Annotated in this window: 4 protein-coding genes; 2 read left to right on the top strand and 2 right to left on the bottom strand. The window is 73.8% G+C overall.

What is annotated here, in order from left to right:
* Both AB0O00_RS29130 and AB0O00_RS29125 read right to left on the bottom strand, forming a co-directional pair.
* Positions 1 to 618 (bottom strand): TetR family transcriptional regulator (locus tag AB0O00_RS29130; protein WP_363656766.1); only part of this gene is annotated, 618 nt, incomplete at its 3' end.
* 62 nt (positions 619 to 680) lie between these two features.
* A complete protein-coding gene (locus AB0O00_RS29125; protein ID WP_363656764.1) occupies positions 681 to 1,580 on the bottom strand; it encodes an aminoglycoside phosphotransferase family protein in 900 nt (299 codons plus the stop codon).
* Between the two features lie 93 nt (positions 1,581 to 1,673).
* Between AB0O00_RS29125 and AB0O00_RS29120 the strand changes: the two genes are divergently transcribed.
* Both AB0O00_RS29120 and AB0O00_RS29115 read left to right on the top strand, forming a co-directional pair.
* Entirely contained in the window at positions 1,674 to 2,369 is a 696-nt protein-coding gene (locus AB0O00_RS29120) for a hypothetical protein (protein WP_363656762.1), read from the top strand.
* A gap of 133 nt (positions 2,370 to 2,502) precedes the next feature.
* On the top strand, positions 2,503 to 4,980 hold the full coding sequence (locus AB0O00_RS29115) for a Tex family protein (protein WP_363656760.1): 2,478 nt from the start codon (positions 2,503 to 2,505) through the stop codon (positions 4,978 to 4,980).
* Positions 4,981 to 5,088: the final 108 nt, after the last annotated feature.

Genomic DNA, 5,088 nt, shown 5'->3' with positions numbered 1-5,088 from the left:
CAGGAGCTCGAAGGCGCGGTCGGCGTCGCCGACGGCCTCGAAGTGGAGCTCGTCCGCGCTCTGGCCGTCCTCGGCGATGCGGTGGTTGTTGTGCTCGGCGAGGACGCGCTGGGTGGCGGTGATCTGGGCGGCCAGGAGCCGCGCCGAGAGGATGCGGGGCGGGGTGACGTCGGGGTCTTCACGCAGGGCCTCGGCCAGCGACTCCTCGGCCCGCGCGAGGTACTGGGCGCCCCGGGCCACCAGGCCCGGGGTCGAGCGGACGAGCCGGTTGAACGCCAGGACGGCGGGGTGGTCGTTGAGCCCCGTGATCGGGTCGCGGCGGTCCAGCCCGGCGACGAAGTCCCGGTGCAGCGCGCCGATCGCCGTCTCGCCCGGCGCCCGGCCGCGGACCACGTCGGCCGCCTGCTCCTGGTGGTCGGCGAAGCGGTGGACGACCAGGTCCTCCTTGGACGGGAAGTAGCTGAACAGCGTGGGCTTCGACACCTCGGCCGCCGCGGCGACGTCGGCCACCGAGACCCGGTCGAACCCGTGCTCCAGGAACAGCGCGATCGCCGCCTCGGAGATCGCCCGCCGCGTCCGTTCCTTCTTCAGCTCCCGCAGTCCAGTCATGCCACCCAGGCTAGCAGTCGAACTTGACCGGGGCAGTTTTCTGACCAGGTCGCGGTTCGCGCCGGATCCGCTCAGGCGGTGCGGTCGGCGAGGACCTCGCGGACGACGTGCCGGGCGGCGGCGGTCAGGGTGGGGTTGGTGTGCCGGTAGTACGGGATCGCGATGAGGGCGATGGACAGCGCCCATGCGCGGGCGCGGGACCACATGGCGTCGTCGGCGTCGAGGGCGGCGCGGAAGGTGGCGCGGGCGTGGGCGGGCAGGACGGTCCACGCGGCGATGACGTCGACGGTCGGGTCGCCGACGCCCATCAGGCCGAAGTCGATGACCGCGCCGAGCCGGCCGGTGGGGGCGAGGAGGAGGTTGCCGGGGGAGAGGTCGCCGTGCATCCAGGTGGCCGGTCCGGCGTAGTCGGGCAGGCGCAGTGCCTTGTCCCACAGGGCCGTTGCGGCCTCGGTGTCGATCGCGCCGGTGAGCCGGACGAGCGCCGCGCGGGTGGCGCCGTCGCGGGCGGCGAGCGGGACGCCGCGGGCGGCGGAGGGGCCGCCGGCCGGGTCGGCGGAGCGCAGTCCGGTGATGAACGCGGCGAGGTCGCGGGCGAGTTGGAGCGGCGCGGCGAGGGCGCCGACGGCCGGGTTCACGCCGTCGAGCCAGCGGACCACCGACCACTCCCACGGGTAGCCGGCGGCGGGCCGGCCGAGGGCGACCGGTGCGGGGATCGGCTGCGGCACGTGCGGGGCGAGCCGCGGCAGCCAGTACTGTTCGCGGCCGACGCCGTCCGCGGCCCAGCCGACCCGGGGGAGGCGGACGGCGAGGTCGGGGCCGAGCCGGAACATCGCGTTGTCCGTCCCGGTGGAGGCGACCGGCCGGATGGGCAGGCCGATCCACTGCGGGAACTGGGCGGAGAGCAACCGCCGCACCAGCGCCGCGTCGATGTCCGGTTCGTCGGGGTGCATCCTGGCGGCAGCGCACATGCCCGGCAGCGTACAGCGCCGTCCGCGCGGCCAGCAGCCGGATCATCGAACTCCCGTGACAAATTCGGATCATCAGATCACTACGCTGGCGCGATGATCAACGTACGGGGGCAGGCGAACGGGCAGCCCGACAGACAAACGGGCGATCCGACGGACATACAGGCTGACGCGGAAGCGGACACGCAAGCGGACGGACCGGCAGACAGCCGCACCATCGTATGGACGGCCCCCGAGCGCTGGACGTTCTTCGCCGCGCTCGCCGTCATGGCCGTCCTGGTGCTCCTGGCCGTGATCGGGCAGTACAACAGCCACTCGGGCGGCTACCTCGTCCTGCAGCAGTGGTTCGACCGGCCGTTGCTGCTCTGGACGCTGGGGATCCCGGCGCTGATGGCCGCGGTGATCACCGCCCCCTGGTGGGCGGCGGTCCGGATCCTGCTCGCCACCGCCGTCGGGCTGCTGGCCGCCGGGACGCTGATGCTCTGGCTCTTCAACTGGACCTCGACGGTCGTGAACGGCACCCAGGACGCACCCGGCCGCACCGACCGGAGGATCGTCGCGGAGGAGACGGGCTGGGCGCTCGACTCCACCAAGGCGTACTACGTCGACGAGGGCACCGGGCTGACCACCCGCCGGTGGCTGATCCTCGCCCAGGGCCCGCACGACCCGTACGACCGCGCCGTCCGCTGGTCCGGCCCGGACCGGATCCAGGTCGACTCCGACGCCGGGACCATCACGATCGACCTCGCCGCCGACGGCCGACCGAGCCGGGAGCTCCACTTCGACGGCTGACTCGTGGGCCGGAGCCCCCGGCCGCCGGCACCGCCACGCCCGGCCGCCCCGGGTGCGGCCGGGAGCCGTCGGCGGCACCTGCCAGAATGCAGGGCGTACGGCGAACGCACTGAAGGAGAAGGTGACCGGCTTCGTGACCACGCCAGTCGATGAGCAGTCCCGGCAGGCCCAGCGGGCGATCGAGCGCAAGATCGCCGAGGAACTGGGCGTGCGCGACGGGCAGGTGAAGGCGGCCGTCGACCTGCTCGACGGCGGCGCGACCGTCCCGTTCGTCGCCCGCTACCGCAAGGAGGCCACCGGCTCCCTCGACGACGCGCAACTGCGCACGCTGGAGGAGCGGCTGCGCTACCTGCGGGAACTCGAGGAGCGCCGCACCGCCGTCCTGGAGTCCATCGAGGCCCAGGGCAAGCTGGACGACGCGCTGCGCGCGCAGGTCCTCGCGGCCGACTCCAAGGCCCGCCTGGAGGACATCTACCTGCCGTTCAAGCCGAAGCGGCGCACCAAGGCGCAGATCGCCCGCGAGGCCGGCCTGGAGCCGCTCGCCGACACGCTGCTCGCCGACCCCTCCCAGGACCCGGCCGCGCTGGCCGCCGGCTACCTCAACGAGGCCGTGGCGGACGGGAACGCGGCCCTGGAGGGCGCCCGCGCGATCCTGGTCGAGCGCTTCGGCGAGGACGCCGACCTGGTCGGCTCGCTGCGCGAGCGGATGTGGACGCGGGGCCGGCTGGTCGCCCGGGTGCGGGACGGCAAGGAGCAGGACGGCGCCAAGTTCGCCGACTACTTCGACTTCGCCGAGCCCTACACGAAGCTCCCCTCGCACCGCATCCTCGCGATGCTGCGCGGTGAGAAGGAGGAGGTGCTCGACCTCGAACTGTCCCCGCTGGACGGCGACTCGGACACCGACCTGCCCGGGGCGACCGACTACGAGCAGCGCATCGCCGCCCGCTTCGGCATCGCCGACCACGGCCGCCCGGCCGACAAGTGGCTCGGCGACACCGTCCGCTGGGCCTGGCGCACCCGCGTCCTGGTGCGGCTCGGCATCGACCTGCGCTCCCGGCTGCGCGCCGAGGCCGAGGACGAGGCGGTGCGCGTGTTCGCCGCCAACCTGCGCGACCTCCTGCTCGCCGCCCCGGCCGGCACCCGCGCCACCATGGGCCTGGACCCGGGCTTCCGCACCGGCGTGAAGGTGGCCGTCGTGGACGCCACCGGCAAGGTCGTGGCGCACGAGACCATCTACCCGCACCAGCCCGCCAACAAGTGGGACGCCTCGCTGGCCACCCTGGCGGCGCTGGCGAAGAAGCACGGCGTCGACCTGATCGCGATCGGCAACGGCACGGCCTCCCGCGAGACCGACAAGCTCGCCGAGGACCTGCTCAAGCGTCACCCCGAACTTGGGCTCACCAAGGCGATGGTGAGCGAGGCGGGCGCCTCCGTGTACTCGGCCTCCGCGTTCGCCTCGCAGGAACTGCCCGAGCTGGACGTGTCGATCCGCGGCGCGGTCTCCATCGCCCGCCGCCTGCAGGACCCGCTCGCCGAACTCGTCAAGATCGACCCCAAGTCGATCGGCGTCGGCCAGTACCAGCACGACCTCAGCGCGGTGTTGCTCTCCCGCTCGCTGGACGCCGTCGTCGAGGACTGCGTGAACGCCGTCGGTGTGGACGTCAACACCGCCTCCGCGCCGCTGCTGACCCGCGTCTCCGGCATCACCGGCACGCTCGCCGACAACATCGTGGCCCACCGCGACGCCAACGGCCCGTTCCGCACCCGCAGGCAGCTCAAGGACGTCGCCCGGCTCGGCCCGAAGGCGTTCGAGCAGTGCGCGGGCTTCCTGCGCATCCCCGGCGGCGACGACCCGCTGGACGCCTCCAGCGTGCACCCCGAGGCGTACCCGGTGGTGCGCCGCATCCTCGCCGCGACCGGCGGCGAACTGCGCGAGCTGATCGGCAACGGCGAGCGGCTGCGCGCGCTGCGCCCGGGGGACTTCGCCGACGACACCTTCGGCATCCCGACCGTCACCGACATCCTCGGCGAGCTGGACAAGCCGGGCCGCGACCCGCGCCCGGCGTTCCGCACCGCCGTCTTCAAGGAGGGCGTCGACAAGATCGGCGACCTGGAGGTCGGCATGGTGCTGGAGGGCGTGGTCACCAACGTCGCCGCGTTCGGCGCCTTCGTCGACGTGGGCGTCCACCAGGACGGCCTGGTGCACGTCTCCGCGCTGTCGAAGAACTTCGTCAAGGACCCGCGCGAGGTGGTCAAGCCGGGCGACATCGTGAAGGTCCGGGTCACCTCGGTGGACGTGCCGCGCAAGCGGATCGGGCTCACCCTGCGCCTCGACGACGAGCCCGGCCGCGGCGGGGAGCGCGGCGGGGACCGGAACCGCGGTGGCGGCGACCGGCAGGGCCGCCCGCCCCGCCAGGACCGCCGTGGGGACGACCGGCGCGACGACCGCCGCGACGACCGCCGAGGCCAGGACCGGCGCGGCCAGGGCGGCTCCGGCGGCAGCACCCCGCCGGCGAACAGTGCCATGGCGGACGCGCTGCGCCGGGCGGGCCTGACCGGCGGCCAGGGCGGCCAGGGCGGCTCGAACGACCGCCGCTCCGGGCGGCGCTGAGCGGAATCCAGAACACGGAATCCGGAGCACGGAATCCGGAACACCGAATCCGGGACACCGAACACGGAACACGGGAACCCGGAACACCGAACGGCCGGGGCCGGCGGG

Origin of the sequence: Kitasatospora sp. NPDC093558 (assembly GCF_040683475.1) — a bacterium.
Lineage (GTDB): Bacteria > Actinomycetota > Actinomycetes > Streptomycetales > Streptomycetaceae > Kitasatospora.
This window is presented reverse-complemented; position numbering and strand designations above follow the sequence as displayed.

What these genes read in the sequence shown, in the direction of transcription:
- AB0O00_RS29120 (WP_363656762.1), top strand. Translation starts at nt 1,674, where the DNA reads ATGATCAACGTACGGGGGCAGGCGAACGGGCAGCCCGACAGACAAACG.
- AB0O00_RS29125 (WP_363656764.1), bottom strand. Translation starts at nt 1,580, where the DNA reads ATGTGCGCTGCCGCCAGGATGCACCCCGACGAACCGGACATCGACGCG.